Origin of the sequence: Thermobispora bispora DSM 43833 (genome assembly GCF_000092645.1) — a bacterium.
In the GTDB taxonomy this organism is placed as follows: Bacteria; Actinomycetota; Actinomycetes; order Streptosporangiales; family Streptosporangiaceae; genus Thermobispora; species Thermobispora bispora.
On record NC_014165.1, the window covers coordinates 3,963,216 to 3,987,048 of the forward strand.

Below are 23,833 nucleotides of genomic sequence, written 5' to 3' on the forward strand. Positions count from 1 at the left end.
GCTCCGTCACGGACCCCCGGGGCGTGGTCGATGAGCGCGATCCTCGCTCTCACGATCTTCGTGGTGGCGTTCGGGTTCATCGCCACCGAGAAGGTCGACAAGGTCAAGGTGGTGCTCATCGCCGCCGGCCTGATGGCCCTCACCGGGCTCATCCCCGGCGACGAGGTGTTCTTCTCCGAGCACGCCGGCATCGACTGGAACGTCATCTTCCTGCTGCTCGGCATGATGATCATCGTCGGGATCATCATGCAGACCGGCGTGTTCGACTACCTGGCCATCTGGGCGGCCAAGCGCTCCCGCGGCCGGCCGTACCGGCTGATGCTGATGCTGATGGCCATCACGGCGATCGCCTCGCCGTTCCTCGACAACGTCACCACCATCATGCTCGTCGCGCCGGTCACCCTGGTGGTGTGCGACCGGCTGCGGATCTCGCCCAAGCCCTACCTGATCGCGGAGGTGCTCGCCTCCAACATCGGCGGCGCCTCCACCCTCATCGGCGACCCGCCCAACATCATCATCGGCAGCCGGGCCGGGCTGAGCTTCAACGACTTCCTCCTGCACATGACGCCGGCCGTCATCATCACGATGGCGGTCTTCCTCCCGCTGTGCTGGCTGATGTTCCGCCGGTCCTTCCAGTACAACCCCGAGCACGTCGCGGAGGTCATGGAGCTGCAGGAGGGGCGGGCCATCAAGGACAGCCGCCTGCTGGTCCGCTGCCTGATCGTGCTCGGCCTGGTGATCATCGGCTTCGGCCTGCACGCGGTGGTGCACGTCGAGCCGTCCATCGTCGCCCTGCTCGGGGCCGGGGCGATGATCCTGGTGTCCGGTGTCGACGTCCACGACGTCCTGCGCCGGGTCGAATGGCCCACGCTGGTGTTCTTCATGGGCCTGTTCGTCATGGTCGCGGGGCTGTCGCACACCGGCGTCATCGAGACCGCCGGCCGGTGGGTCGTCGAGCTGGTGGGGGACAACTACTTCGCCGCGGCCAGCTCGCTGCTGTACGGCTCGGCCGTGCTCGGCGCGTTCTTCGACAACATCCCCTACACCGCCACCATGGCGCCGATCGTGGAGGCGCTCGCCGACCAGGTGACCGATCCGCAGATCGCGCAGGCGCTGTGGTGGGCGTTCGCCCTGGGCGCCGACTACAGCGGCAACGGCACCGCGGTCGCCGCGAGCGCCAACGTGGTGGCCATCGGCCTGGCCGCGCGCAGCGGCCAGCACATCTCCTTCTGGGAGTTCACCCGGTACGGCCTGCTGGTCACCTTCGTGAGCACCGTGGTGGCCTGGCTGTACGTGACGCTGCGCTACTTCGTCTGATCCCGGCCGTCGGGCCCACGGCGGCCGACCGGACCGGGGCGCGAGCCCGCGCGCCCGGCACCGGCGCGGGGACCCTGGGCGGGCCCGCCCGGCCTGGCGGCCGGACGGAGCGCCGGGGTCAGGCGGATCGTCGCGCCGCCTCGCCGACCGGCGGCGGGTCCCCCGGTGAGCGGCCCGCCGCCGGTCAGCTGAAGTCGAGCTCGCCGGTGCGGGTCCGCTTCAGCTCGAAGAAGTACGGGTAGCTCGCGAGCGCGACGGTCGCGTCGAACATCCGGACGGCCTCCTCACCGCGGGGGATCTTGGTGAGCACCGGCCCGAAGAACGCCACCCCGTTGACGTGGATGGTCGGCGTCCCCACGTCGAGGCCGACCGGGTCCATGCCCTCGTGGTGGCTCTTGCGCAGCGCCTCGTCGTACTCCGTGCTGTTCGCGGCCTCGGCCAGCTCGAGGGGGAGGCCGATCTCGGCGAGGGACTCCTTGACGACGGCGTCGAAGTCCTTGTTGTTCTGGTTGTGGATGCGGGTGCCGAGCGCCGTGTAGAGGTCGCGGAGCACGGCCTCGCCGTGATGCACGGCGGCCGCCGCGCAGACCCGCACCGGTCCCCAGGCGCGCTGGAGCAGCTCACGGTACTCCTCGGGGACGTCCCTGCCCTCGTTGAGCACCGACAGGCTCATGACCCGGAAACGCAGGTCGATGTCGCGGTGCTTCTCCACCTCCAGGATCCAGCGGGAGGTGATCCAGGCGAAGGGGCACACCGGATCGAAGTAGAAGTCGACCTTGGTGCGTCCGTCCTGGCCGGTTGCCGTCACTGAAGAGGCCTCCTGTCCGAAAGGATGGTCGTTTTCCTGGCCTCGGCGGCGTCTGCGGGGGCAGGGCCGCGAAACCGTTTCGGTGAACCCCGCCCCGCGGCCCCGTATTCCGGGGCGGACGGTCGCGGGTTCACCGCAGGCGCGCCGCCGGGCCGCGCCCTCCCGAAGGGGGCGGTGCTCCGGCGGGGTGCCGGCTCCGGGCGCGCACGAGCGGCCCGGTCCGGCCGGGCGTCGGCTCCGGCGCGGGGCGAACGGCCGGTCGGGGCGGCCGCACCGGCCGGAGTGAGCGGGCCCCGGTGGGCTCCGGCGAGGCGCCGTCAGGCGGGCGGGCCGGTGGGCTGCCGGGGCGGATCGGTTCACGCGAGCTCCTCCCGGGCGCCGTGGGGTGGCCACGGGCCGCCGCGCCCGGCGGACTTCAAGATCGACTCCGTTTGATGATCATCGAATGTCGGCCTAAGGTGACCGGCATGGAGCCAGCTGACTTACTGGAGCAAGCCCGGTCACGCTCGGCCGATCCGGCGAACCCGCTGGAGAACCTGGCCGCGGCGATCGCGATCGGCCGGGAGCTCGGTGCCGAGGCCGACCCCATGCTCGACCTCGCCCTCCGCGAGGCCAGGGAGGCCGGCATCTCGTGGGCCGCGATCCTGGAGCGGCTCGCGCCCGCTCCGCGCTCGGTCAGACGGCGCCTCCTGGCCCGGCCGTTCACCCGCCGCCGCCTGGCGAACCGCCGCCGCAAGCTCGAGACGGCGTGCTCCTTCTGCCGGCGGCAGCCGGGGCCCCGGGTGTTCATGGTGTACGGGGAGGGCGGCCGGATCTGCCACCACTGCGTGGCGCTCGCCAGCGACATCGTGGCCGACCTCGCCAAGCGGCGCTGACCCTCCCCGGCCCGCCGTACGGCCCGCCCGCTCAGGTGACGGTGAGCCGCTGCCGGTACCGCTCGTCCCGCCACGGCTCGCTCTCGATCACCTCGGCGAGCGCGGTCGCGGCGTCGTAGACGTCGACGTGGCGGAGGTAGAGCGCGGCGAAGCCGAACCGGACCAGCTCGGGCTCCCGGTAGTCGGCGATGACCCCGCGGTCGGCGAGCGCGCGGACGATCGGGTAGCCCTCCGGGTGGCGGTAGCTCACCTGGCTGCCGCGCCGCTCCGGGTCGCGCGGGGTGACCAGGGTGAGCCCGCTGCGGGAGGCGGGGGCGAGCTCGTCGACGAGCTCGATGAACAGCGAGGTCAGCGCCAGGCTCTTCTCCCGCAGCCGCTCCAGGTCCACCCGCTCCCAGATGTCGAGCGACGCGTTGAGCGCGGCGTAGGCGAGCACGGGCGGGCTGCCCGTGGCGAACCGCCGCACCCCGGCCGCGGGCCGATAGTACGGCTCGAAGGCGAACGGCGCGGCGTGCCCGTGCCAGCCGCAGATCGCGTTCTGCACGACCTCCTGGTGGCGGGGGGCGACGTAGAGGTACGCGGGCGCGCCGGGGCCGCCGTTGAGGTACTTGTAGGTGCAGCCGACCGCGAAGTCCGCCTCCCCCACGTCGACGGGCATCGCCCCGGCGGAGTGGCACAGGTCCCAGATCATGATCGCGCCGGCCGCGTGGACCCGGGCGGTGACCGAGGCCATGTCGTGCCGCGCGCCCGTGCGGTAGTCCACGTGGGAGAGGAGCACGCAGGCGACGTCGTCGCCGAGCGCCTCGTCGAGGCCGGGAGCGCCCTCGCCCCAGCCGATCTCCCGGACCTCGTACCCCATGGTCTTGGCGATGCCCTCGACCACGTACCGGTCCGTGGAGAAGTTGTCGAGATCGGAGACGATGACGCGGCGGCCGGGGCGCAGCGGCAGCGCGGCGGAGACGGCCTTGAAGATGTTCACCGAGGTGGAGTCGCCCGCGATCACCTGCCCCGGGCCCGCGCCGATCAGCGGGGCGATCCGGTCACCGGTGGTCTGCGGCAGGTCCCACCAGCCCGCCTTGTTCCAGCTCGCGGTGAGGTCCCGGCCCCACTCGGTCTCCACGGTATGGGCGACCCGTTCCGGGGTCCGCTTGGGGAGCGCCCCCAAGGAGTTGCCGAGCAGGTAGACGACGCCCGGCGGAAGCCGGAACTCATCCCGGAAGGCCCGCAAGGGGTCCTTGTCATCCAAGGACTCGCATTCGGCGCGAGTGATCATTTATCGCCTCCTTTTAGGCGATGCATTATGTCCCCTTTTTGGGTTTTCTGCACGCATACCCTTTCTGATCCGCCGCCGGACCGCGCGCATGACCCCGGGACCAGGCGACGGCGCGCGCCGCACGCGCGCCGGGCAGAACCGGAAATTCACCCCTTGACCACCCCGCAGCACGGTGCGAACAGGGACGGTACGGGGCAAGTTCTCTGTGACACCAATCCCCCGTTGGTGACAGAGGGTGATCGAACGTGACGGAGTCCCCCGTGCATCACGAGTCCCCGATCTATCGCCGCATCGCCGATCGGCTGCGCGAGCAGATCCTGTCCGGCGCGCTCGGCGATGGTGATCGGCTCCCGGGCGAGAACGCGCTCATGAACGAGTACGGCGTCGCCAGGGCGACCGCCCGGCAGGCGCTCGCCGTGCTCATCAACGAGGGCTTGGCCGTACCACGACGGGGATCGGGCGTGTACGTCCGGCTGTTTCGGCCCATCCGGCGGCACGGGCCGCGGCGGCTCTCCCGCGAGCAGTGGGGTGACGGCCGGGCGATCTGGGACCACGACACCATGGGCCGGCCGTACACGGTGGACGAGCTGCGCGTCACGCGGGAGAAGGCCGGCGGACGGGTGGCCGAGGTGCTCGGCACCGACGAGGTGTGGGTGCGCCGCCGTCGCTATTCCGTGGAAGGGCGGCCCGTGCAGCTCGCGGCCTCGCACTACCCGGCCGCCATCGTTGGGGGGACGCCGATCACCGAGGCCGACACCGGCCCGGGAGGGGTCTACGCCAGGCTCGGGGAGCTCGGTCACGCTCCGGCGCGGTTCACCGAGGAGGTCCGGGCACGGATGCCGCTGCCGAACGAGGCCAAGCTGCTGGAGATGCCCGCGGGCACCCCGCTCATCGTCATCGACCGGATCGCCTACACCGCCGCGGGCGTGGCCGTCGAGTACAACGAGATGCTCCTCGACTCGGCCTCATACGTCCTGCAGTACGACTTCGACGCCTAGGCGTCCCCCGGAGCGTCCGCGACCGCGCGGATCCGTCACCCGCTTCCGACCGACCTCCCGCCGGCCCCGGCGGGCACCGCGGCCGCGCCCACGGCCCCGCTCCCACGCCTCGCCGCCGGCCGGCGACGACGGCCGCGGCCTGGCGAACCCACTCTGCCCGGCGGCCCCACGCGCCTCGCGGATGCGCCCCGCCGCCGTGCCCGCTGACCCCACCCCGCGCCGCCGGAGATGCCGTACGGCGCCGGATCCGACCCCCAGGTCCACCGATAGGGTGACCTGACCGTATTGCGCATTGATTTCTCTAGAGAAGTCGCGCACCGTGAAAGCAGCCACCCGAACGAGTGGGCGACCGCGGCGAGGGGCGAGGGACAGGTGTCCGTGGGGCAGCACCTCGGCAACGTCGCCCGCCCGTTCCCCGGATGGCGGAGTGGCGTTGGCCGGCGGTGGGCGACCTGGCAGCACCCGCCCACCCCGGCCGGCCACCGGCCGGGCGGTGACTGTCGGCAACGGCGCGGCTATCCCGAGGGGCCGCGCGGCCGGTCGGCCACGCACGCGCCACCCCGCCGATTCGTGCACGGAAGCCCCTGACCCGATCGGGGGCGGGGGCTTCCACCGCGAAACCTTCCGGTGCCGGCCTTCCGTCAACCGGGCCTTCCGGCGTCAGCCCCGGGCGGCGCCGGAAGGCCGGGTGGCCCGCCGGCACCCCGATCCGGGAGGCCCGGGCGCATCGGCCCCGCTCGGCGCCCGCTGGCGGCAGGCCGCGAGGCCCGGGCACCGCTCATCATGCCCGCGAACCCGGCAAGGGCTACTGCGGCAGCCGCTCCTGCTGCTCGATCCGGTCGAGCGTCACGTCCGTGTCCTCCTTCGCCTCTGGGTCGGAGGCCGGGCGCCGCTCCTCCGCGATCACCCGGACGTCCTCGTCGTCCACCCCGGGGGTGTCGCTCGGTTCGCGTTCCTGGGTGTGGTCGGCGACCACGACCGGATCCTCCGCGTGGGTGTAGCCCGGCTCCTGCCCGGCCGGCGTCTCCGGCAGGAAGGGCTGCTGGATCATCGGCGGGGGCGGCAGCACCGAGGCCTCGTCGATCAGCGGGCCGGCGGCGGCCTCCCGGTGGAGCAGGTCGTTGACCATCGCCCCGATCTCGTTGAGCCGGCGCATGACCTCCCGGTGCGAGTCGGTGAGGAACGCGACCCGGCGGCCGGTGTGCTCGTCCAGCATGGTCGCCCGCTGCTGCGCCGCCGTGACGATGGACTCCGCCTGGGCGCGCGCCTCCCCGACGAGCCGCTCCGCCTCCATCCGCGCGCTGGTGACGAGCCGCTCCGCCTCGGACTGCGCGCTGCGGCGGGTCTCCTCCGCCTCGGCGCGCGCGCTCCCCAGGGTCTCCTCGGCCTCGGCGGTCGCCTGCGACACGAGCCGCTCGGCCGTGGCCGTGGCCTCGGCGATCCGGCGCTCGGCCTCGTCCTGCGCGGCCGACCTGATCGCGTCCGCCTGCTCCCGCGCCGATGCGACCATCCGCTCGGCCTCCGCCCGCGCGTTCTCCCGGAGCCGCGCCGCCTCCTCCTCGGAGGCCTGCCGGTTGGCCGCGGCCTCCTCCTGGGCCAGCCGGAGGATCTGGCTCAACCGCTCCCCCAGCTCCTCGGGGTTCTGCGGCGAGGCCGCCATCTTGCGCCGCGCCTCGGCGAGCTCGACCCGGGCCTGCTCGGCCTGCTCGATGGCGCGCGCGAGCCGCTCCTCCAGGTCACGGATCTGGTTCCGGGTCCGGATCATGTACTCGTGGACCTGGCGGCGGCTATAGCCGCGCATGACGACTTCGAAGGACTCCTCGTTCGCGAGGTCGGGGAAGTTATCGGTCTGATTGGTCATCACAAGTCCTGCGGATCGGGGGTTAGACGGTAGGCACGTCAGATTCTCGACTTTCCTGCGATCAACCGGCTATCGCAACCCGAACGCCGAAGCCGGTAGGGAATCACACCCGATCCGGCCCGGCACCGGCCCGCGGCCGGGAACCGGCGGCGTGGAATCATGACGGCATGCCATACATCGCGGAACTGGACGGCGGCGCCACCCCGGACATCCACCCGGAGGCGTGGATCGCGCCCGGCGCCGTGGTCGTCGGCAAGGTACGGCTCGGCCGCGCCTCGAACGTCTGGTACGGCTCGGTCCTCCGCGGGGACGACGAATGGATCGAGGTCGGCGCCGAGTGCAACATCCAGGACCTGTGCTGCCTCCACGCCGACCCGGGCGAGCCCGCGATCCTCAAGGACCGGGTGAGCCTCGGCCACCGCGCCATGGTCCACGGGGCGCGCGTCGAGCAGGGGGCGCTGATCGGCATCGGCGCGGTCGTGCTCGGCGGGGCGGTGATCGGCGCGGGCTCCCTGATCGCGGCGGGCGCCGTGGTCACCCCGGGCACGAAGATCCCCGCCGGCGTGCTGGTCGCCGGCGTGCCCGGGAGGATCATCCGGGAGCTCACCGACGCGGACCGGGCGTCGTTCGCCAAGACCCCCGACCGGTACGTGGCGAAGGCGCGCCGGCACGCCGCGGCCAACCGGCTGCGCTGATCCGGCCTGCGCCCACCAGGACGCACTTGACGGCGTGCGCTGAACCGGTCCGCGCCGGCAGGGCGCACCCCCGCCCCGACGGCCCCGGCCGCCCCGGTGCTCCAGGCCCGCGGGCCGGTCACCGCCGGCAGCCGAGCGTCCCGGTGAGCGGCCGGTGGTCGGAGAGCTCCGGCTTCACGGAGATCACCTCGGCGCCGTCCGGCAGGAAGTCGTCCTCGGTCGCGAAGATGTAGTCGATCTTCCTGCCGCCCCTGGTCGTGGGGGCGCCGCCCCGCCGCGGCACGCCGTCCGGCGCGGCGTCCACCTCCGTGTACTCCCCCTCGCCGAGGCCCATGCCGTACAGGCAGGACAGCTCCCGGTCCCCGGGCTTCCGGTTGAAGTCGCCGGTGAGGATCACCGGGTCGCCGGCGGCGTACTCCGCGACGAGCTCGGCGACCTGGCGCGGGGACTCGGTCGCGGAGATGTGGGTGACGCAGCCGACCGCCCGCCGCCGGCCGAGCACGCCCCGGGCGCAGAGCAGGCCGCGGGGGTGGATCCGGGCGTCCGGGCGGTCGGGGGGCAGGTCGGCCCGGAGCCGGCGCCGCAGCGGCGGGCCGATGGTGCGGCCCCGGATTGCCAGCGCCATGCCGAAGGACTTCCCGTCGGGCGGGACCGCCCGGCCGGCGAGCCCGCCCCAGAGGCGCCGGCACCGGTCGGGGCCGCGCCGGCCGCCCGGCCGGTCGATCCCGTACCAGACGAACCGGTAGCCGGGCAGCTCCCGCCGGAGCAGGCTCACCTGGGCATAGCACATCTCCGTGAAGGAGGCCATCTCGATGCCCCGGCGCTTGATCAGCCCGGCCACGGTCTTGGCCCAGACCTTGCGGCGCGCCGGCTTGAGGGTGTCCACGCAGGTGCCGTCGCGGTTCCCGGCCGCGCACACGTTGTAGGTCAGCACGTCGATGCGCTCCATCGCGGGGCCGGCGGCGCCGCCGGCCCGGTCCGCCGCGGCCCGGCCGTCCTCCGCCGGCGCGGCGCGCACCGCCGCGCCCTCCGCGGCCCCGGTCTCAACGGGCCCGGAGGTCACCGGACCGGAACCGGGGGCGCCGGGAGCGGCCACCGGGGACCGGGCGCCGCCGGCCTGGGGCTCCGCCGGGCCGGTGGCCGGGGTGCCGGCGCCCGTGCCGGGGTCCCCAGCCCGCGGGCCGGCCACCAGGCGCGCGGCCGGCGGCAGCAGGACGATGGGGAGGGCCACCACCATCGCCACCATCGCGGGCATCGCCGGCCGGCGTCCTTCCTCGGCTCGCCGCACGCGCCGCACCTCCCGGGTCCTGAGCGGTGACGTGGTCACGGTGGGCGGGCCGCCGCGGCGGACGGCTCACCCCTGTCGCCGACGGTAGGCGACCACAGGTCATCCCACCCAGGCACCAGTGGTGAAATTTCCGACATTGATTGCCATGACCGGTGCGGCGACCGAGAGATAGGCCATGAAGACCCAGGGGCGCCGGGAGCCGGTGAGCCCGACGGAGAGGTAGAGCGGCCACCACAGCAGCGAGGCGCGGCCGACCGACATGTAGAACGAGGACATGACGAGCAGCGCCACGGCCTGCGGCGCGAGGTAGGCGACGTCGGGCCAGTCGCGGCGCACGACCCGCCACGCGATCAGCGCCACCAGCACGCCGGCCGCGATCATCTCCTCCCGGTAGGAGGTGCGCAGCACCTCCTCGTTCACCGACCGCTCCCAGGTGTTGAGGAACACCTGCCACGGCCACTCCGCGTACCGGCCCCAGTACTGCGCCTGAGCGTGCTGCCAGGCGAACAGGTCGCCGGTGCGCGCCCACAGGTAGCCCATGAAGAGGGCGACCGGTACGGCCGGCAGCACGAGCCAGGGGGCCGAGCGCCATCCGCGCTCCCGCAGCCCGTTCTCGGCCACCAGGAACCGCACCGCGAGGCCGAAGGCGAGGAAGAGGCCGGTGATCCGGATGGTCGAGGCCAAGGCGGCGCAGATCGCGGCCGCCTCCCACCGGCCCCTCCGGGCGAGCAGCCACGCCGGGAGCGCGAGGGCGAGGAAGGGGGCCTCGGAGTACCCGGCGAGCATGAACACCGCGAACGGGCTGAGGAAGAACGCGACCACGGTCCAGGTGCCGGTGCCCTCGCGGTACGACTCGCTCAGCCGGGCCAGCGCCACCGCGACCACCGCGCTCGCGACGAACGAGACGAGCACGATGGCGAGGTCGTAGTCGGGGATCACCGTGCTCAGCACGCGGAGCAGGAGCGGGAGCCCGGGGAAGAACGCCACCAGCTTCGGCGCGTCCGGCATGTCCGGCGGGCCGTCGTAGCCGTACTGGGCGATGGCGATGAAGTTCTCCGAATCCCACGGCGTGAGCCGGTCGAGGATCGGTGCGTCGGTGCGGCCAGGGGCCGCGAGCATCATGTAGATGTACGCGGCGACCTGCCAGAAGGCCCAGATCAGCAGGGCGTTCCCGTCCGCCGGGTGGACGAGCGGGCGTCCCGCGGCGCGTGCGCCCCGCCCCGCCTCGGGACCGCGATCCCCCGCGGTCTGCGGTTCACCGGTCCGAGGCGGCGATCCGGACATGTCAGGACGTTCTCCGGCCGAGGTTCGCTGGGTTTCGGTCACGAGCACCGATCAAATACCCAAAGAGCGGACGAGCCAAGCGAGGATCAACTTCTGGAACGAATTAGCCACAATCCTGGACAGTCTGCCACAGGAATGAGATGAAATTTCACACCATATCCGTCTAGATCGGCTGTGCCCGAGCTTGGGAATTACCATTGCCGCGTGCACTGGGACGGGTTCACGGCGATCGAACAGGATGTGCGCGCCATGGTCGCCGACCCGCGCTGGGCACCGCTCCCACCGGCGACGAAGGCGCACGCCATTGCCGAGCGGGTCCTGGCCGCCCGGGACGGGTCCCGCTGGCTGTTCGGCGCGCACGCGCGGTGGTACCGCCTTGACAAGGTCGATGGCCGCTGGCATCTGTCCGCGCCCCCGCTCAACCCGGGCTTCCGCGCCGCCACCCGGCCGATGCCGCCGGGTGTGGTGATCCCGCCCGAGCTGATCCCGGCCGGCGCCGACTTCGCCGCCGACCGCGGCTCGACCCTCGCCTTCGTCGGCCCGGACGTGCCCCGGCACATCACCGATCGCGTCCGGGAGGTGCTGGCCGTCCACCGCAAGGTGCACCGCCCCGACTTCCCGCTCACCGAGCCCCGCTTCCGCGCGGTGTTCGCCTCGGACGTGCTGAGCACGGTGGCCGCGGTGTGGGGCACGATCATGTGGTGCGCCTACGCGCCCGCCTTCGACGGCAACGAGGTGCTGCTCTCGATGTTCGGCGAGTTCCTCGCCCGGCCGCTCCCCGGCGACGACTGGGTGCGCTGGCTGCCGATGGGCTCGCTCGACGCGCTCGCCTCGCTCTACGCGGAGCGCATGCGGGCCGGGGCGCACGAGGCGGGTCTCCGGCTCGCCCAGGCGATGGCCGACACCGCCGCGGTGCTCCGCGCCGACGCCCGGTTCCGGCCGCGCGCCGACGCCCTGCTCGCCATGGTCGAGCCGCTGCTCGCCCAGCCCTGGCTCGATCAGCACGCCCTGGACGGCGACGCGGTACGGCGCGCCTGGCTGTCCCGATGCCCGCCCACGCTCGCGTGGGCGACGCTGTCGGAGCTCTCCCTCGGGGAGCACTTCCGGCACCGCCTCTACGACCTCGCCGAGTCCCTCGCCTACACGGCGCCGCGCGGGTTCGAGCCTCGGCTGGTCGCGGTCGCCCTGCTCGCCGCCGACCTGCACGAGCTGTTCGCCGCGGCCGAGCCGCAGCGGGGGGCCGACGCGGTGACCACGATCTACGCCTGGATCGACGACGAGCTCCGGCAGGCGCTCTACCTCGCGCTCACCGATGAGTCGTATCCGCTGCGCGCGTGCTGGCCCCGGAGCGGGGAGCTGCCCGCGGCGCTGGTGCCGCCGGACCGGGACACCGCGGCCGCGCTGCTGGGCGCCGCGTACGCCACCGGCCTGGCCTGGTGCGCGCTGACCGGCACGCCGTCGCCGGAGCGGGGGTTCGCGGTCTCCTCGGCCGTCACGCGCTGCCTGATCCATCAGCGGGACGACCCGCCGGTCGAGCCGGGCCCGGCCTCCGGCTGGGGCCTCCACCCGCCGCTCACCCCGCCGCACGCGGGCGCGCCGGGGCTCGACCGGCCCTGAGCGGGCGTGCTCCGGGGCCGGCCCGCGCAGACGGTTACGGCTGGGACCGGTCAGCCGGTGGAGATCGGTGAAGATCGGTGGAGACGGCCGGGGCGCCCGGTGACGGCCGTTGATCTTCCGGGCCTCGCCGGGGCCCGATGGAGGGCATGAGAGAAGAACGGTCCTCGGCCACAAGTAAACCCCGAAGACCGATATTTCCCCCTTACTCGTGCTTTAGCAATCTCTTCCCTTATTCACCACTGGTTTCACCGAATCGTGACTGGCTTCGCCGGGAAATGATCCATATGGGACCACCGATGCGGCGCTGAATGACCCTGTTGGGCCATGTCGCCGCAAGGTACTCAGACGTAACCTCGTGGTTGGGTGTGGGCTGCAGAAGGAAGGACGGCGCGGTGGGACACGACGATCTCGACTCTCGGGTCCACGACCGTGTCGCGTTGGACGAGATCGCGCTCTACGCCGAGGTACTGGCAGCCGTCAACGTCGCGGGTGACCGGCTGACCTTGGAAGAGCTGGACAACGCGCTCGGGTTGCGGACTTCGGCGAAACACTGACAGCACGCGGAACATCGAGCCGCGGGCGGACACCCCGATCCCGGGCTCTCGTCCGGGGCCCGGGATCGGGTGCCGGCCCGGGACCCACGCGACCGGAGAGGCCGGGACGCCCAGGCCTGACGCCCCGCGCGAGACGGGCCGGAACGCTCAGCCGGCGAGAACGCCGCTCACGACCGGACGAGCCGGGCGATGGCCGCCGCGGCCTCCTTCACCTTCTCCTCGGCCTGCGGGCCGCCCTTGCTGATCGCCTCGGCCACGCAGTGCCCGATGTGATCCTCGAGCAGGCCGAGGGCCACCGACTGGAGCGCACGGGTCACCGCGGAGACCTGGGTGAGGATGTCGATGCAGTAGGCGTCCTGTTCGACCATCCGCTGAAGCCCTCGGACCTGCCCCTCGATCCGGCGCAGGCGCACGAGATAGGCCTGCTTGTCCGCGCTGTACCCGTGCATGCTTCCAACGCTACCTTGCCCGGTCTCCGCCCGGTCGCGGCCGCGAGAAGCCGGTTTCACGGCCTCACGCCGTAAGGGCGCCCATGAGCTCCCGCCAGCGCCCCGCCACGACCGGGGCCGCGTGCGCGGCGGCGGACCGCAGCGCGCCGGCCGCGAGCGACATGCGGCGCCGCTCGTCGTCGATGAGCGTGAGGATCGCGGCGGCGTACCCCTCGATCTCGTTCTCGCCCTCCGGGACCAGCAGGCTGTCCTCCCCGGGGCGGAGGAACCCGGCCGGGCCGCGCGGCCCGTCGAACCCGACCACGGGGACCCCGCAGCTCAGCGCCTCGAGCACGGCCATGCCGAGCACCTCCTGCTTGGACGGCACGGCGACGATCGACGCCTTGGCGAACTCCCCGGGCAGGTCGGGAGTGGTGCCCATGAAGTACACGTGGTTGTGCAGGCCGAGGTCGCAGACGAGCGCGCGGAGCCTCCGCTCCTCCGGGCCGGTGCCGTACAGCCGGAGCCGCCAGTCGGGCCGCTTGTCGGCGACGATCGCGAACGCGCGGACCAGCCGGTCGTACGCCTTGCCCGGGACCAGGCGCCCGCCCGAGCTCACGATCCGGTTGTCCATGCGCGAGCGCGGCCACGGCGCCGGCGGGAGCGGATCGGGGATCACGTGGAGGGGCGCGTCGCGGCCGAGCACCGCCGCCCACTCGTCCCGGCACCGCTCGGTGTGCGTGACCACGGCGTCGAGCCGCGGGTAGTAGCGGCGGACCGGCCCCGGCACGCTCGGCCGGCTCCACTCCCGGGCGATGCGGATGACGCCCTTCGGCGCGTACCGGGCCGCCTGCACGCTCAGCGCGGGCCGCACGGTGATGAGCACGTCGGCGCGGAGCCGGCGGAGCATCCGCCAGACCGCCACCTCGGCGCGGACCTGCTCGCCCGGCAGCAGGCTCCGGCGGGCGCCTGGAGTGGCGTCCACCAGCCACCGCATGGTCACCCGGGGGTCCACCGGGAAGAACGGGCTCTGCCTGGTCCGCTTCACGCTCACGACCTCGACCTCGTGGTGGTCGGCGAGCTGCCCGGCGAGGTTGAGCGTGGCGCGGACGTCGCCCCGCATGCCGTACGCCGAGGGGACCAGAAAGGTGATCTTCATGGACCCACCCTGAGCCGCAGCTCGTCGTCCTCGGTGAAGTACGGCCGGATCGGCACCCCGTCGACGTGCGCGACCGGGTAGTGGACCCGGCGGTTCTTGCCTTCGACATCGTCGAGGCGGCTGGTGAGCGCCAGCGGGCCGTCGACCCCCTCGACCTCGAGGGCGGGCGTCCACTCACCCTGGGCGTCGGGGGTGGCGTCGAGCACGTCGCAGAGGGAGAGCGCGGCGAAGAAGCGGACGCCGTACACGGTGGCCGTGCCGGTCACGGTCGCCGCGCCCCCGCCGTGGAGGGTGATCCGCGCCGCGCGCTTCTCGTCGTCGTCGTGGAGCCCGGTGTAGGCGAGCACCCCGGTGGCCTCGAACCTGCCCTCGCGGAGCCAGACCGCCCGGACGTCGGCGACCGGCTCGGCCGGGTCCACCTTGACCGCGAGGTATCCGTTCCGGGTGCGGTACGCGCGGTAGGCCATGGTGCGGCGCTCCAGCGCGTAGGCGTCGAGCCGGTCGAGCGAGAAGCCCGGGTCGGTGCAGGGTAATCGGGTCCGGCCGCCGTCCTGCTCGAGGTAGGCGTCCCAGCGTCCGGGGGTGAGCCCGAGCGGGGCGAGGGGCACGGCGATGCCGGCCGATCGGCCCTCCCGCACCGGCCTGCCGAGCGCCACGCTCCGTTTGACGCCGGTGCCGCGGTGTTTGAGGACGAGCCGCGCCCCCTCGGTCAGCGGCTTCTCCATGGCCAATCGCAGGGAGAGGACGTCGGTCAGTGCGACCTCCGCGTCCGTGACGATCACACTCACCGTTTCGTCCCCTCCCCGTCGATTGAACCAACGTTGAGGTTACCGTGATTCGCCCGTTATGTGGAGAAAGAGGTTCTTACTCCGGTAAACGATCTACCGAATTGCATCTGACGGTTAAATCTCACAAACCGTACGGATTTCCGGTAAGAACCTTTACCCCTTGACCGACTTGATGAGGAGCGTGGCGACGTCCACGACCTCCAGCGACTCCTTGGCCTGGCCGGCGTTCTTCTTCTCGTTGATGGCGTCGCCGAGCATGACCAAGCAGAACGGGCAGGCCGTGGAAACGGTGTCCGGATCCGTGGTGAGCGCCTCGTCCACCCGCTCGGTGTTGATCCGCTTGCCGATGCGCTCCTCCATCCACATGCGCGCGCCACCGGCGCCGCAGCAGAATCCGCGGTCCTTGCACCGGTGCATTTCCTGGGCCTTGACCCCGGGCACCTTCGACATGATGTCCCGCGGCTGCGTGTACACCTTGTTGTGCCGGCCGAGGAAGCACGGGTCGTGGTAGGTGATCTTCTGCTCGATCGGGGTGATCGGGGTGAGCCGGCCCTCCTCGACCAGCTTGGCGAGGAGCTGGGTGTGGTGGATCACCTCGTAGTGGCCGCCGAACTGCGGGTACTCCCGGGCGAGCGTGTTGAAGCAGTGCGGGCAGGTGGCCACGATCTTCTTGACCCCGGCCTCGTTCAGGGTCTCGATGTTCTGCTGGGCGAGCATGGCGAAGAGGAACTCCATGCCCAGGCGGCGGGCGGGGTCACCGGTGCACGCCTCCATGGGCCCCAGCACGGCGAACTTGACCCCGGCGATGTGCAGGAGCTCGGCGACCGCCTTGGTGGTCTTCTTCGCCCGGTCCTCCAGGGCGCCGGCGCACCCGACCCAGAACAGGTACTCCACGTCCTCGGGCATCTTGTCCTCGACGACGGGCACCTCGAAGTCGAGCTCCTCGAGCCACTCGGCCCGCTTCATCTCGGACATGCCCCACGGGTTGCCCTTGTTCTCGAGGTTCTTGAGCATGACGCCCGCCTCGGACGGGAACGCCGACTCGATCATGACCTGGTAGCGGCGCATGTCGAGGATGTGGTCGATGTGCTCGATGTCGACCGGGCACTGCTCGACGCAGGCGCCGCAGTTGGTGCACGACCACAGCACGTCCGGGTGGATGACCCCGTCCTCGCCGACCAGCGGCTTCTCCACCAGGGTGAGCACGTCCTGGGGGAGCCTCTCCCGCTCCTTCTCCCCGGCGAGCAGGTACGGCGCGACCTTGAAGGCGTGGTCGCGCTGCTCGAGGATGAGCATCTTCGGCGAGAGCGGCTTGCCGGTGTTCCAGGCCGGGCACTGCGACTGGCAGCGGCCGCACTCGGTGCAGCTGTAGAAGTCGAGGAAGCCCTTCCAGGTGATGTCCTGGATCTTGCCCCGGCCGAAGACGTCGGTCTCGGGGTCGGCCTCTTCGAAGTCGAGGACCTTGCCGTTGCTGCGCATCGGCTGCGCCGGGCCGAGGCCGTCCGGGCGGCGGGCGAACAGCACGTTGAGCGGCGCGGTGAAGATGTGCAGGTGCTTGCTGTTCACCACGATGATGAGGAAGACCAGCATGAAGCCGATGTGCAGCAGGAGCCCGATCTGCTCCAGCAGCTCGCTCTTCGGCAGGATCTTGGCCACGGCCTCGGAGGCGAAGGCGCCCGACGCGTAGGGGAAGTTGCCCGTGTTGATCGCGGCGCCGCGGGCGAGGAACAGCGTCCAGATGATGTTGAAGATCATGAACAGGACGAGCCACGCCCCGCCGAGGTGGGAGCCGGCGAACCGGGACTGGCGGCCCAGCCGCTTCGGCGAGTTCTTCACCCGGATCGCCGCGAACACGATCAGGCCGAGCAGGCAGGCGACCGCGATGAAGTCCTGCAGGAAGCCGAGAACCGGCCAGGTGCCGATGATCGGGATGTGGAAGTCGGCGTGCCCGGTGATGGCGCCCTGGATGATGGCGCCGTAGGCCTCGATGTACACCGTCAGGAGGATGAAGAACGCCCACATGACGAAGAAGTGGGCGACTCCCGACGGGGTCCACTTCAGCAGCTTCCGCTGCCCGAACACCTCGACGAGCTGCGCCTTGATCTCAGCACCGATGTTCGCCTTGGCGTACTCCAGGCGCTCCGGGGCGGGCTGTCCGCTGGTGGCGAGCCGATAGAGGAACAGCACACGGCGAGCGGCGACGCCGAACGCCACCACCGTCCCGATGAGCGCGATGATCGCTACCCAGAGCACGGGTCCTCCCCTGAACGCGGGACTAGGTGCACTGAATGATACCGGCGAGTAACTTAGCCCCCTAGGCCGGAACGCCAGCGCACCCGATGTCCCGCTTCCGAGCTAGATACCAGGATTGCTCGATGCTAGAACAAGGCGAATTCCGCCAACGGCTAACCCCCCAGGTACCGCTGGATCGTGGGCGCGAGCAGGTCCACCAGCTCGTCCACCTGGGCGGATGCCATCGGCTCCACGCGGAGTATATGCCGGATTAGCACGATTCCTACTATTTGCGAAATCGCCGCCTCCAGGCGGAGCGGCGGGATGCCGAGCGCGCTCGCCACCTCACCGGCGACCACCTCCGAGAAGAACTCGTGAATCGCCGCGAGCACCTGGTCGTTGCTCATCGCGGAGCGCAGCAGCCCCACGATCCGCTCCTCGGTCTCCGGCTCGGCGATGAGCCCGAGCACGCACCGCACCAGGCGCTCCCCGACCTCCTCCCGCGGCCCGGCCAGCACCGTGGCGGCCACCTCGCGCGGGTCCACCGGAAGCCGCATGGCGGTGGCGAACAGCTCGGCCTTGGTGCCGAAGTAGTGGTGCACCAGCGCCGGGTCGACCCCCGCCTCCCGGGCGATGCCCCGGATGGTCGCGTTGTCGAAGCCCTTCTCCGCGAAGGCGCGCCGTGCCGCGGCGAGGATCGCGGTACGGGTGTCCGCCCCGTCCGGATGCCCGCCCGGGCGGATTCCCTGCCCCCGCAGGCCCGCGTCGCCACAGGCCGTCCGATCCGCCACCGCGTCACTCCCCCGAGCCGCCGCGTCAGCCCTCCGGGCCCTTCCGTCCGGTCGCCAGGTAGACCCGCATCGGCACGGTGAGCCGGCCGTCCGGGAACACCCGCACCAGCTCCGCGCGCTCCCGGGCGAGCAGCTCCGCCACGGCCCGGTCGTCCAGCGCCGCGACGTACGAGAGCGAGCGCAGGTGGGTGAGGAAGCCCTCCAAGCTCACCGAACGGGTCCACTCGACCCACGTCTGCGCCACCAGCAGCCCGGCCTCCGCCATCGCCTCCGCGATCGGCGGCATGCTCCACCCCGGCAGGGCCGGCCCCACGTACGCCGGGCACGCCTCGGCGAGCCGCACCTCCAGGGCGGCGAGCCAGTCGGCCTTGTCCGCGTCCTCGATGTTCCACCAGCCCGCGACCGCGCCGCCCGGCCGGAGCACCCGGACCGCCTCCGCGATCGACGCCCGCCGGTCCAGCCAGTGCCACGCCTGGGCGTAGACCACCAGGTCGGCCACGCCGTCGCGGAACGGCAGCGCGTTGCCGTCCCCCAGTACGGCACGGCACTGCAGGTCCAGGGCCGTCCGGCCGCGGAGCACGGCCAGCATGCGCTCCCCGCGGTCGAGGGCGACCACCCTCGCCCCCCGGTCGAGCAGGCCACGGGTGGCGATCCCCGTCCCCGCGCCCACGTCGAGCACGAGCGCGCCCTTGAGCCGGACGCCGGACAGCTCCTCTAACGCCTGGTACAGCGTCTCCGGATAGTGCGGCCGCGCCGCGTCGTACTCCTCCGCGACCCGGTTGAACACGCGGTGGCCGCCGGTGATCCGCTCGCTCATGAGGCGGGGGTCGACGCGGCGGCGAAGTGCGTCCGGGCGAACGCCAGCCCTTCGGCGAGGTCCTTGATCCGCTCGCTACGGCTCACCGCCTTACGGGTGTTGATCTCCAGGACGATGAGGCCGGTGTACCCGGTGCTCGCCAGGCGCTCCAGGACCTGCGCGCACGGCTGGGCGCCCCGCCCCGGCACCAGGTGCTCGTCCTTGTTGGTGGTGCCGACCCCGTCCGCGAGGTGCAGGTGCGCCAGCCGGTCCCCCAGCTTCGCCGCCATCTCGAGCGCGTCGACGCCGGCGACCGCGGTGTGCGACAGGTCGAGCGTCACGTGCGGGTAGTCGTAGTCGACCGGGTTCCAGCCCGGCGCGTACGGCACGACCTCGCTGCCCCGCGCCCGGAGCGGGAACATGTTCTCCACCGCGAAGACGACGTCGGTCTCCTCGCGCATCCGGGCGAGCCCCGCCTCGAACTCCCTGGCGTACTCGCGCTGCCAGCGGAACGGCGGGTGCACCACCACGGTGGACGCCCCCAGGCGCTCGGCCGCCTCCCGCGCCCGGCGCAGCTTGACCCAGGGATCACGGCCCCACACCCGCTGGGTGACCAGGAGGCAGGGCGCGTGCACCGCGAGGACCGGCACCTCGTAGTGGTCGCTGAGCCGCCGGAGCACCTCCACGTCCTGGCTCACCGGGTCCTGGCCGACCATGACCTCCACGCCGTCGTACCCCAGGCGCGCGGCCAGCTCGAAGGCGTCAGGTGTCCGCTCCGGGTACACCGAGGCGGTCGACAGCGCCACCTTGGCGCCGGGCACCCGGACATCGCTCATGACGTGCGCCTCCTCCGGCGGTTCCACGGGCACGTTCCAGTTCCCCCGCCATCGCGACCCGTTCGCTTGCGCCCGTTCACGGCTCCAGCCTAAATCGGAGCACGCGCTGGTGACGCCTATCGTGTGCGCATGGCGCGGATCCTGCACGGGGCCATTCCCAGCCCGAACATCTGGAACTCTCCCCACACTTACGAGCTTGAGAACCAGGCGGTCGATCCCGACGGGATCGCCGATGCGGCCATGCGCGCCATCCGGGCGTGGCGCGGGGTGACCGTGCTCGACATCGGCTGCGGCACCGGGTTCCACCTGCCCGCCCTCGCCGCGGACGCCGCCCAGGTGGTGGGCGTCGAGCCGCACACCGGCCTCGCCGCCATGGCCGCGGCCCGCTGCGCCGCGCTGCGCAACGTCAGCGTGCGGCCCGGCACCGCCCAGAACCTGCCGGTCGCCGACGCCTCCGTGGACGTCGCCATCGCCCGCTGGGCGTACTTCTTCGGCCCCGGGTGCGAGCCGGGCCTGCGGGAGCTCGCCCGGGTGATGCGCCGGGGCGGCGCCGCCTTCGTCATCGACATCGACGCCTCCCGCGGCGCCTTCGGCCGCTGGTTCCGCGCCTCCCTGCCGTCGTACTCGCCCGAGGCGGTCGAGCGGTTCTGGGCGCGGCACGGCTGGCAGCGCCGCGAGCTCGACCTGCGCATGGTGTTCTCCAGCCGGGAGGACCTCGCCGCCGTGCTCCGCATCGAGTTCACCCCCGAGGTGGCCGAGGCGGCGCTCGCCGAGATCGACGGCCTGGAGATCCCCTACCCCAACGTGCTCCGCTGGCGCTTCTTCTGACCCGGGCCCCGCCGGCGTCGCGCTGAGCGCACCGCCTTGACGCCTCTTGGCCCGCGCCGGTGCGCTGCTCGAACCCGCACGGCCACGGGTGGGCCACGGCCCGGCGGGCACCGGGCCCGCCCACCGCCATCCGCCGTACGGCCGTGCCGTACCGGCTCGGTGAACGTCGGCGCGGGCGGCTAGCCTCCCGATCGTGGGAAAGGCAGCGAGACCGGCGTATCGATGCGCCGAGTGCGGCTGGACGACCGTCAAGTGGGTCGGCCGGTGCGGCGAGTGCCAGGCATGGGGCACGGTGGAGGAGGTGGGCGCCCGGCCCGCCACCACGGCGGTCAAGCCCGGCGCGGTGAGCGCGCCGGCCCGGCCCATCGGCGAGGTGGCCGCGGACACCGCCCAGGCGTCCCCCACCGGGATCTCCGAGCTCGACCGGGTGCTCGGCGGCGGCCTGGTGCCGGGCGCGGTCGTGCTCATCGCCGGTGAGCCCGGCATCGGCAAGTCCACGCTCCTGCTCGACGCGGCCGCGCACGTGGCGCGGCGCGAGACCGTGCTCTACGTGACCGGTGAGGAGTCGGCCGGGCAGGTGCGGATGCGGGCCGACCGGATCGGCGCGATCGAGGACCGGCTCTACCTCGCGGCCGAGACCGATCTCGCCGCCGTGCTCACCCACATCGAGAAGGTCCAGCCGAGCCTGCTCATCATCGACTCGGTGCAGACGATCGCCTCGGCCGAGGCCACCGGCGTCCCCGGGGGCGTCACCCAGGTGCGCGAGGTGGCGGCCACCATGGTCCGCGTCGCCAAGGAGCGGAGCATGGCCACGGTGCTCGTCGGCCACGTCACCAAGGACGGCACGATCGCCGGTCCGCGCGTGCTCGAGCACCTCGTCGACGTGGTGCTGCACTTCGAGGGGGACCGGAACTCCCGGCTGCGGATGGTGCGGGCGGTGAAGAACCGGTTCGGCCCGGTCGACGAGGTCGGCTGCTTCGACCTGCACGAGCACGGGATCACCGGGATCGCCGACCCGAGCGGGCTGTTCGTCTCCCGGCACGCCGAACCCGTGCCCGGGACCTGCATCACGGTCACGATCGAGGGCACCCGGCCGATCCTCGCCGAGGTGCAGGCGCTCGTCGGCCCCACCGAGGCCCCGCAGCCCCGCCGCACCTCCTCCGGGCTCGACGCGTACCGGGTGGCGATGGTGCTCGCGGTGATCGAGCGCCGGCTGCAGTCCCGGCTCAGCAGGCTCGACGTGTTCACCGCGACGGTGGGCGGCATCCGGCTGACCGACCCGGCCGTGGACCTGGCGCTCCTGTTCGCCGTGGTGAGCGCGGCCGGCAACGCCGCGCTGCCCCGCGGGCTGGTCGCCCTCGGCGAGGTCGGCCTCGCCGGTGAGCTCCGCCCGGTGCGCGACGTCCGGCGGCGGCTCGCCGAGGCGGCCCGGCTCGGGTTCACCCAGGCGGTGGTGCCCGCCGGGTCGCTGGAGGACGGCGTCCCCCGGCTCGAGCGGCCCCCGGCGAAGGGCGGCGCCGTCGCGCTGCGGCGGACCGCCCCGCAGACCGCGCCCTTCGCCCCCGGCCTCAAGGTGCTGGAGGCGGAGAACATCTGGGAGGCCCTCTCGCACATCGGCTAGGCCGGAAGGCCCCGGCGCCCGCGGCGGGTCAGCGCAGCCGGAACACGACCCGGGAGCTCTTGAGCTCGCCGGCGTAGGCGGTCGCGACGTAGGTGCCGGCGGTGGCGCGCGGGCGCTTGCTCTTGCAGTCGGTCCCGGACCGGTGCCGGTCCCACTTGATGATCCGGATGTACGGGACGCCCCGCTCCAGGGTCTGCCGTTCGACCCCGGGGCCCGCCACGCAGTCCGCGGTCGACCAGATCCGCTCGCCGCTCGAGGTGACCCGCATCTCCAGGGCGCGCGGCCCCACGTCGACCGTGCACTCGGTCCGCGCGGTGTTCACCACGGTGAGCAGGAAAGTCGGGGTGGCGTCCTTGCCGTACACCTCCTGGCCGCTCTGCAACGCGATCACGAGGTCCTTGGCGTCGCACGGATCGCCGGGGCGGCGGGTCCGCGACGGCTTGGGCGTCGGCGACGCGGACGGCGCCGCCGAGGCCTGTGCCCCCGGCGCGTCGCTCTTGGGCGCCCCCGACGGCAGCGTGACGACCAGCGAACCGGACGGCGTCACCGTGACGGCGGCATGTTCGCCCTTGTCCGGCCCCCGGGTACAGGCCCAGGCCACGACCGCCACCACGACGAGCACGCCGGTGAGCACGGCGATCCGGCGCCGCAGGTAGACGTCGGCCGGCTCCATACCGAGATCACTACGGAACGTGTCCGGATCCATACCCACAGTATGGTGAGCCGTGGCACTGGAGGGGAATCGGCGCGCCGCCGTAGGTACGAGCTGACGTTTCTCCTGGTCGGAGCCGCCCGGCCCTTTGCCCCGCCGAAGGGTGATGCACGGCGATAAGGTCGGACGGTGGCCGTTTCACTCCGTCGACCGATCCTCGACTGGTATGAGGCGCACCGCCGGGACCTGCCGTGGCGGCGGCCGGACGCCACCCCCTGGGGCATTCTGGTGAGCGAGATCATGCTCCAGCAGACCCCGGTGGTGCGGGTGCTGCCGGCGTGGACCGAATGGATGGCCCGCTGGCCCACGCCCGAGGCGCTCGCCAAGGAGCCGCCGGGCGAGGCGGTGCGGCAGTGGGGGCGGCTGGGGTACCCGCGGCGCGCGCTCAACCTGCACGCCTGCGCCAAGGTCATCACCGCCGAGCACGGCGGGCGGGTGCCATCGACCTACGCGGAGCTGCGCGCGCTCCCCGGCGTGGGCGATTACACGGCCGCGGCGGTGGCGAGCTTCGCCTTCGGCGGCCGGCACGCCGTGCTCGACACGAACGTGCGCCGGGTGCTCGCCCGGGCGATCCGGGGCGAGGAGCACCCGCCGCGGGCGACGACCGCGGCCGAGCGGAGGCTCGCCGAGTCCCTCGTCCCCGAGGTGGAGGCGCCGCGCTGGGCGGTCGCGGTGATGGAGCTCGGCGCGCTGGTGTGCACGGCCCGCGCGCCCCGGTGCGAGGCCTGCCCGATCGCCGGACAGTGCGCCTGGCGGCTCGCGGGCCGTCCCGCGGGCCCGGTACGGCGCGGCCAGCGCTACGCGGGGACCGACCGCCAGTGCCGGGGGCGGCTGCTCGCCGTCCTGCGGGAGGCGGACGGCCCGGTGCCGAAGTCGGCCCTGGACGCGGTCTGGCCGGATCAGGCGCAGCGGGAGCGGGCGCTCGACAGCCTGCTCGATGACGGGCTCGCCGAGGTGCTGCCGGACGGCACGTACCGGCTCCCGGCCGGCTGAGCCGGCGGCGGGCTGCCGGGACGCACGGTCGCCGCGCGCCGTCGCCCGCGTTCCCGGCGGCCTCCCGGTGGCGGCGGGC

At 72.7% G+C, this 23,833-nt stretch carries 22 protein-coding genes; 9 read left to right on the plus strand and 13 right to left on the minus strand.

The window, feature by feature from the left end; translation table 11 throughout:
• Positions 1-30: 30 nt before the first annotated feature.
• On the plus strand, positions 31-1,317 hold the full coding sequence (locus TBIS_RS16895) for an ArsB/NhaD family transporter (RefSeq protein WP_013133616.1): 1,287 nt from the start codon (positions 31-33) through the stop codon (positions 1,315-1,317).
• A gap of 184 nt (positions 1,318-1,501) precedes the next feature.
• Here TBIS_RS16895 and TBIS_RS16900 read toward each other — a convergent pair whose 3' ends face one another.
• Positions 1,502-2,125 (minus strand): mycothiol-dependent nitroreductase Rv2466c family protein, encoded by a 624-nt coding sequence (locus TBIS_RS16900; RefSeq protein WP_013133617.1) that lies wholly within the window; start codon positions 2,123-2,125, stop codon positions 1,502-1,504.
• 467 nt (positions 2,126-2,592) lie between these two features.
• On the opposite strand from TBIS_RS16900, the gene TBIS_RS16905 reads away from it, so the two are divergent.
• Entirely contained in the window at positions 2,593-3,000 is a 408-nt protein-coding gene (locus TBIS_RS16905; protein WP_013133618.1) for a ClpX C4-type zinc finger protein, read from the plus strand.
• Between the two features lie 31 nt (positions 3,001-3,031).
• On the opposite strand, the gene kynU is transcribed toward TBIS_RS16905, so the two are convergent.
• Positions 3,032-4,273 carry a kynureninase gene (kynU, locus tag TBIS_RS16910; RefSeq protein ID WP_013133619.1) on the minus strand — a complete coding sequence of 414 codons (1,242 nt, stop codon included), beginning with the start codon at positions 4,271-4,273 and terminating at the stop codon, positions 3,032-3,034.
• A gap of 245 nt (positions 4,274-4,518) precedes the next feature.
• Here kynU and TBIS_RS16915 point away from each other — a divergent pair, with 245 nt between their 5' ends.
• Complete coding sequence (locus TBIS_RS16915) at positions 4,519-5,271, plus strand: GntR family transcriptional regulator (protein WP_013133620.1); 753 nt, start codon at positions 4,519-4,521, stop codon at positions 5,269-5,271.
• An 805-nt stretch (positions 5,272-6,076) separates the two neighbouring features.
• Here TBIS_RS16915 and TBIS_RS16920 read toward each other — a convergent pair.
• Positions 6,077-7,132: a hypothetical protein gene (locus TBIS_RS16920; RefSeq protein WP_013133621.1), complete on the minus strand. Its 1,056-nt coding sequence runs from the start codon at positions 7,130-7,132 to the stop codon at positions 6,077-6,079.
• A 167-nt stretch (positions 7,133-7,299) separates the two neighbouring features.
• Here TBIS_RS16920 and TBIS_RS16925 point away from each other — a divergent pair, with 167 nt between their 5' ends.
• Entirely contained in the window at positions 7,300-7,827 is a 528-nt protein-coding gene (locus TBIS_RS16925; protein WP_013133622.1) for a gamma carbonic anhydrase family protein, read from the plus strand.
• Between the two features lie 118 nt (positions 7,828-7,945).
• Here TBIS_RS16925 and TBIS_RS16930 read toward each other — a convergent pair whose 3' ends face one another.
• A complete protein-coding gene (locus TBIS_RS16930) occupies positions 7,946-9,115 on the minus strand; it encodes an endonuclease/exonuclease/phosphatase family protein (RefSeq protein ID WP_158306196.1) in 1,170 nt (389 codons plus the stop codon).
• Between the two features lie 99 nt (positions 9,116-9,214).
• On the minus strand, positions 9,215-10,399 hold the full coding sequence (locus TBIS_RS16935; protein ID WP_013133624.1) for a mannosyltransferase family protein: 1,185 nt from the start codon (positions 10,397-10,399) through the stop codon (positions 9,215-9,217).
• Positions 10,400-10,603: 204 nt separating this feature from the next.
• Here TBIS_RS16935 and TBIS_RS16940 point away from each other — a divergent pair, with 204 nt between their 5' ends.
• On the plus strand, positions 10,604-12,016 hold the full coding sequence (locus tag TBIS_RS16940) for a hypothetical protein (RefSeq protein WP_204251895.1): 1,413 nt from the start codon (positions 10,604-10,606) through the stop codon (positions 12,014-12,016).
• A gap of 392 nt (positions 12,017-12,408) precedes the next feature.
• Positions 12,409-12,570, plus strand: coding sequence for a hypothetical protein (locus tag TBIS_RS19465; RefSeq protein ID WP_013133626.1), 162 nt, complete (start codon positions 12,409-12,411; stop codon positions 12,568-12,570).
• A 167-nt stretch (positions 12,571-12,737) separates the two neighbouring features.
• Here the strand turns inward: TBIS_RS19465 and TBIS_RS16950 are convergent, their stop codons facing one another.
• From TBIS_RS16950 to TBIS_RS16980, 7 genes are all read right to left on the minus strand, one after another.
• Positions 12,738-13,019 carry a metal-sensitive transcriptional regulator gene (locus TBIS_RS16950; protein ID WP_013133627.1) on the minus strand — a complete coding sequence of 94 codons (282 nt, stop codon included), beginning with the start codon at positions 13,017-13,019 and terminating at the stop codon, positions 12,738-12,740.
• A gap of 64 nt (positions 13,020-13,083) precedes the next feature.
• Positions 13,084-14,157 (minus strand): glycosyltransferase, encoded by a 1,074-nt coding sequence (locus TBIS_RS16955; RefSeq protein WP_013133628.1) that lies wholly within the window; start codon positions 14,155-14,157, stop codon positions 13,084-13,086.
• The gene (locus tag TBIS_RS16960) at positions 14,154-14,945 is read right to left on the minus strand and encodes a hypothetical protein (protein WP_013133629.1); all 792 of its coding nucleotides are present in this window, start codon (positions 14,943-14,945) and stop codon (positions 14,154-14,156) included. The genes TBIS_RS16955 and TBIS_RS16960 overlap by 4 nt, the downstream gene beginning before the upstream one ends.
• A 153-nt stretch (positions 14,946-15,098) precedes the next feature.
• Positions 15,099-17,198: a (Fe-S)-binding protein gene (locus tag TBIS_RS16965; RefSeq protein ID WP_013133630.1), complete on the minus strand. Its 2,100-nt coding sequence runs from the start codon at positions 17,196-17,198 to the stop codon at positions 15,099-15,101.
• Between the two features lie 152 nt (positions 17,199-17,350).
• Complete coding sequence (locus TBIS_RS16970; RefSeq protein WP_013133631.1) at positions 17,351-17,968, minus strand: TetR/AcrR family transcriptional regulator; 618 nt, start codon at positions 17,966-17,968, stop codon at positions 17,351-17,353.
• A 25-nt stretch (positions 17,969-17,993) separates the two neighbouring features.
• On the minus strand, positions 17,994-18,785 hold the full coding sequence (locus tag TBIS_RS16975) for a class I SAM-dependent methyltransferase (protein ID WP_013133632.1): 792 nt from the start codon (positions 18,783-18,785) through the stop codon (positions 17,994-17,996).
• Complete coding sequence (locus tag TBIS_RS16980) at positions 18,782-19,600, minus strand: sugar phosphate isomerase/epimerase family protein (protein ID WP_013133633.1); 819 nt, start codon at positions 19,598-19,600, stop codon at positions 18,782-18,784. Before TBIS_RS16980 ends, TBIS_RS16975 begins: the two co-directional genes overlap by 4 nt.
• 129 nt (positions 19,601-19,729) lie before the next feature.
• On the opposite strand from TBIS_RS16980, the gene TBIS_RS16985 reads away from it, so the two are divergent.
• Both TBIS_RS16985 and radA read left to right on the plus strand, forming a co-directional pair.
• On the plus strand, positions 19,730-20,428 hold the full coding sequence (locus TBIS_RS16985) for a class I SAM-dependent methyltransferase (RefSeq protein ID WP_013133634.1): 699 nt from the start codon (positions 19,730-19,732) through the stop codon (positions 20,426-20,428).
• A 193-nt stretch (positions 20,429-20,621) separates the two neighbouring features.
• Positions 20,622-22,049, plus strand: a complete 1,428-nt coding sequence (gene radA / locus TBIS_RS16990; RefSeq protein ID WP_013133635.1) for a DNA repair protein RadA — start codon at positions 20,622-20,624, stop codon at positions 22,047-22,049.
• A gap of 28 nt (positions 22,050-22,077) precedes the next feature.
• Here the strand turns inward: radA and TBIS_RS16995 are convergent, their stop codons facing one another.
• A complete protein-coding gene (locus tag TBIS_RS16995) occupies positions 22,078-22,722 on the minus strand; it encodes a hypothetical protein (protein WP_013133636.1) in 645 nt (214 codons plus the stop codon).
• Positions 22,723-22,890: 168 nt separating this feature from the next.
• Between TBIS_RS16995 and TBIS_RS17000 the strand changes: the two genes are divergently transcribed.
• Positions 22,891-23,754 carry an HhH-GPD family protein gene (locus TBIS_RS17000; protein ID WP_013133637.1) on the plus strand — a complete coding sequence of 288 codons (864 nt, stop codon included), beginning with the start codon at positions 22,891-22,893 and terminating at the stop codon, positions 23,752-23,754.
• Positions 23,755-23,833 lie beyond the last annotated feature (79 nt).

What these genes read in the sequence shown, in the direction of transcription:
- TBIS_RS16925 (WP_013133622.1), top strand. Translation starts at nt 7,300, where the DNA reads ATGCCATACATCGCGGAACTGGACGGCGGCGCCACCCCGGACATCCAC.
- TBIS_RS16995 (WP_013133636.1), bottom strand. Translation starts at nt 22,722, where the DNA reads ATGGAGCCGGCCGACGTCTACCTGCGGCGCCGGATCGCCGTGCTCACC.
- TBIS_RS16920 (WP_013133621.1), bottom strand. Translation starts at nt 7,132, where the DNA reads ATGACCAATCAGACCGATAACTTCCCCGACCTCGCGAACGAGGAGTCC.
- TBIS_RS16985 (WP_013133634.1), top strand. Translation starts at nt 19,730, where the DNA reads ATGGCGCGGATCCTGCACGGGGCCATTCCCAGCCCGAACATCTGGAAC.
- TBIS_RS16935 (WP_013133624.1), bottom strand. Translation starts at nt 10,399, where the DNA reads ATGTCCGGATCGCCGCCTCGGACCGGTGAACCGCAGACCGCGGGGGAT.
- TBIS_RS16895 (WP_013133616.1), top strand. Translation starts at nt 31, where the DNA reads ATGAGCGCGATCCTCGCTCTCACGATCTTCGTGGTGGCGTTCGGGTTC.
- kynU (WP_013133619.1), bottom strand. Translation starts at nt 4,273, where the DNA reads ATGATCACTCGCGCCGAATGCGAGTCCTTGGATGACAAGGACCCCTTG.
- TBIS_RS16980 (WP_013133633.1), bottom strand. Translation starts at nt 19,600, where the DNA reads ATGAGCGATGTCCGGGTGCCCGGCGCCAAGGTGGCGCTGTCGACCGCC.
- TBIS_RS16955 (WP_013133628.1), bottom strand. Translation starts at nt 14,157, where the DNA reads ATGAAGATCACCTTTCTGGTCCCCTCGGCGTACGGCATGCGGGGCGAC.
- TBIS_RS16905 (WP_013133618.1), top strand. Translation starts at nt 2,593, where the DNA reads ATGGAGCCAGCTGACTTACTGGAGCAAGCCCGGTCACGCTCGGCCGAT.
- TBIS_RS16950 (WP_013133627.1), bottom strand. Translation starts at nt 13,019, where the DNA reads ATGCACGGGTACAGCGCGGACAAGCAGGCCTATCTCGTGCGCCTGCGC.
- TBIS_RS16975 (WP_013133632.1), bottom strand. Translation starts at nt 18,785, where the DNA reads ATGAGCGAGCGGATCACCGGCGGCCACCGCGTGTTCAACCGGGTCGCG.